Source organism: Lacinutrix sp. MEBiC02595, assembly GCF_053601555.1.
This window is the reverse complement of record NZ_JBSHNU010000125.1, coordinates 1-3,782: the sequence shown is the minus strand read 5'-3', so window position 1 is coordinate 3,782 and position 3,782 is coordinate 1. Positions and strand designations below refer to the sequence as shown.

The window sequence follows — 3,782 nt, the reverse complement described above, 5'->3', positions numbered from 1 at the left end:
GAAAAGACCTATAGATAACAACGTATATAATTAATGGCTAGTTATAGCTTGCTTACGAAAATCTTTGCAGATTTTCTATTCCGTTTTTATTTACTAAATTAGGTGCTGAAACACGCCACTAATCATATACAAACACGTTGTGCCTAATTATGACAAACAGAATCTAAAGAATGATAATATCGATATTTATAAAGAATTTTAAGATTTATAAAGGAATAAATTTTGTTCCAATCTCGGAAGGAGAAAATTTTTCAAGTTTAATTGGAGAAAACGGAGTTGGAAAAAGTTCTGTTTTAGAGGCACTTGATTTTTCTTTAAATGGCAAAAACGGAAATGAATGGCCTGTAAATAACGAAGCTAAAAATGATGGTGGATTAAAAGGTACAAATGCACCTTATTTGACACCTGTTTTCTTAATAAAAAAATCAAGCTTAAAACAAGACAAAAAAGATGAAATTGAATTTTTCAACAAAGCAGAAAAATTATCAAATTATCTTTGGCACACAAAGCAAAAGACGAAAGCTAGAGGATTAAGTGAGTTCTATGAACAAAGAAAACAACTTTTAGAGAATTACAATCCCAAAGAATATTTTTTAATTATTATAGGTAGAAAGTATGATAGTAACGATATGTTCTTTGGTACATATCACACTTATTTAGATTTTATAACCGATAATCCTAAAATAGAACATACTGACAAAGAATTACAAGATTACTTTAAAGGTTTCTATGAATACATAATTTCTCATTATTCATATTTATACATTCCTGTGGAAACAGATGTTCACTCTTATACAAAATTAGAGACACAGGAAATGCAAAAATTGATGGATAAAAATATTCAATCAGAAATAGAAAACGCTATTACACCAACAACAATAAGACAAATAAATAAAAGTCTAAATGAGTTTGTTGCTGACATTGAAAATGTTCTTGAAGAATATAAATACAAAGGTAAGTTCAAGAATAGTTTAACTATGCCTGATTTAGTTTCTAAAATTATAGAAGCTTATTTTTCAATCAAAATATTAAATAAAAAGACTGCTTCTTCAAAATTAATTCCTGTTAGAGAATTGAGTTCAGGAGAAAAAAGAAAAGCTTTAATTGATGTTGCCTATTCATTTTTAATAAATAATAACTCTAGAAATGATAACATCATATTGGCAATTGATGAACCAGAAGCTTCATTACATATTTCTGCCTGTTATAGCCAATTTGAAAAATTAATAAACCTTAGTAAGTTAAATAGTCAAATAATTATTTCAACACATTGGTATGGTTATTTACCTATTGTCTCAAATGGAAATGCAACTTCAATAACAAAAAATGAGAAGAACGAAACTTCTATTCAATATTTTAATTTGTACAATTATCGAGAAAAAATTACTCAAGATAGAAATAAAGTAAAAGGTCCTCTTCCTGTACATTACAACATAAAAAGTTATAATGATTTAGTCCAATCTATATTATTCTCATTAATCCAAGACAAACCATATAATTGGATTGTTTGTGAAGGATTATCTGAAAAAATATACTTTGAACAAATGTTTTCTGAAGATATAAAAACAAAGAATTTAAGATTTTTACCATTAGGTAGTTTTAAAGAGGTAAAAAAGCTTTATTCTTTATTACTTGCACCAATACAAGACCCAGATTACCAAATAAAAGGAAAAGTTATTTGTTTAATAGATACTGATGCTGAAAGAATGAATATAGATTTTTCAAAAACAAAGAATCTATTCTTCAAAAGGCTAATGAATAATAAAACGAAAGGAACAACAATAATAGATGTAAACAGTAATATTACAAATCCACCTACAGAAATTGAAGATTGTCTTAATCCATATATTTACAAACAAACTCTTATTGAGTTTGCAGAAGAATACGAAACAATAAAAAATATTTTAACGACTAATGATGTTCGTTCAAACGCTTTAAATTCCTACTATGCTTTTGACCTAAGAGAAAGTGAGAAAGAAGACATAAAAGCTTTTTTTGATGACAATCAAGGTTATAATAAAATTAGATTTGCTGAAAAATATACTGAGATTTCAAAAAGTCAATTTTTCGAAAATGAACCGAAAATAGAATGGATTGAAAATATTCGGAAATTAATTAACTAGGCACAACACCGTATATAATTTATTGCTGGCTTCTCGCCTACTTACGAAAGTCCTCGCGGACTTTCTTGGTCGGTAATTATTTACTAAATTAGTTGCTTAAACCACGCAACAAACCATATACAAAAACGTTACCCAACATTTGACCAAACCCTGAAAGACGGTAACTTAATGAAAAGTTCAACCTTACTTGTAATATTTTGTATAGTATTTTTTTTATATTCTATAATTGGAATTAAAAAATGGTATTACAAATATAAGAACGATGCAAACTACACTACTATTAGTGTTTTTTATAGCAAAATCGCAGGAATCATATTATCAATTATTCTTATCTCATTATATTTTTTTGGACTTATACCTTACAACGAATGAATTGGAAAACACCTAAAAAAAATATAATGAATAGAAAAATTTTATTCATAATTTTTATCGTGCTTACAACAATAGTAATAGGTATAATTGAATATGGAATAAGAACTTATGATATGAGATTTTATGCAGGAAAAGACAACGGATTAGCAAAGCAGTTTGAATCAATTTGTATTTTAAGTACAATTTACTTTATAATAATGAGCAAACAAAAAAGATTGCTGAATGGTTTCTTTGGTTTGTTAGTTGGAATTATAACAGGAGTAGTTTGCTATTTTGTGTTGAGTTCTTTAGGAGTTTTTGGACTTCTATTTCATATAATAAGTTGTTTAATATTTATAATCATCTTTCACGGAATTGAAAAATTAAAAAAAACAATACCACATTGATTAAAGAGAATTATTTAAAATAATCAAACTGAATAAAAACGTTGGGTAACACCGTATATAATTAATGGCTAGTTTTAGCTTGCTTACGAAAATTCTTCCGAATTTTCTATTTGGTTTTTATTTGCTAAATTAGTTACTTACACACGCCACTAATCATATACAAACACGTTATAAAATATAGCTAAAAAAATCGTACTAAAGAAACTTACCTTTTCGAAAATATTGAATATTTAAAGTTTTTAATCCTCAGTTTTATTTTCTCACTCAGATCTTAATAAAATAATCACGAGTTCTGCTTACTCAATTCTCAAACTGAATTCTTTGCGGAAAAACTAATCCAACAAACTTTTCAGATTAACAGAAAAAGAATAAGTTGTTTACAAAATTCAGTTCACTCCTGTTCTGAATTTTAGCTACTTGCGGAATTTTAACGCAAAGGAGAAATTACTCTTGCGCAGTTTTTAAGACTAAGGAAATTTTAGCTCGCCAAGAAATACTTACTCAATCGCAAAATGCTACAAAGAGTTTAGAAAAAAAACACTTTTCGCTATTAAGCTGTAAAAGCAAAACACGTTTAGCTTTTCTCCTTTTATTGCGCAACTTTACGGCAAAGCAATTCGTGCTTACTCAAATGTTTAGCTACATTTTATAACAACGTGTATAAAAAATTGCTAGATTAGTGCTTAAATAAAGGTAGTTGCTTTTTTACCAACTTCTGATTTTCCTTCGGAAAATCCGCGCTGATAAAAACGCAACTTTCCATACACAAGACCGTTATCTATAAGTTACTCACCAACAAAAATTATTGGAAAATCTATAAGTCTGAACTTCCAACAAGGGAATAATTACTCAGATGAATAATGTAATCTGAAAAACGTTACGGATTGGATTCTGTTTGATT

General features: G+C 27.7%; 2 protein-coding genes. Both read left to right on the top strand.

Features of this window, described 5'->3' with window-relative positions; all coding sequences use genetic code 11:
* Positions 1–170 precede the first annotated feature (170 nt).
* Entirely contained in the window at positions 171–2,123 is a 1,953-nt protein-coding gene (locus ACVCZW_RS01380) for an AAA family ATPase (RefSeq protein ID WP_452231469.1), read from the top strand.
* A gap of 368 nt (positions 2,124–2,491) precedes the next feature.
* Positions 2,492–2,881 (top strand): hypothetical protein, encoded by a 390-nt coding sequence (locus tag ACVCZW_RS01375; protein ID WP_452231468.1) that lies wholly within the window; start codon positions 2,492–2,494, stop codon positions 2,879–2,881.
* Positions 2,882–3,782 lie beyond the last annotated feature (901 nt).

Coding starts and splice junctions, on each gene's coding strand:
- ACVCZW_RS01380 (WP_452231469.1), top strand. CDS start 171: ATGATAATATCGATATTTATAAAGAATTTTAAGATTTATAAAGGAATA.
- ACVCZW_RS01375 (WP_452231468.1), top strand. CDS start 2,492: ATGAATTGGAAAACACCTAAAAAAAATATAATGAATAGAAAAATTTTA.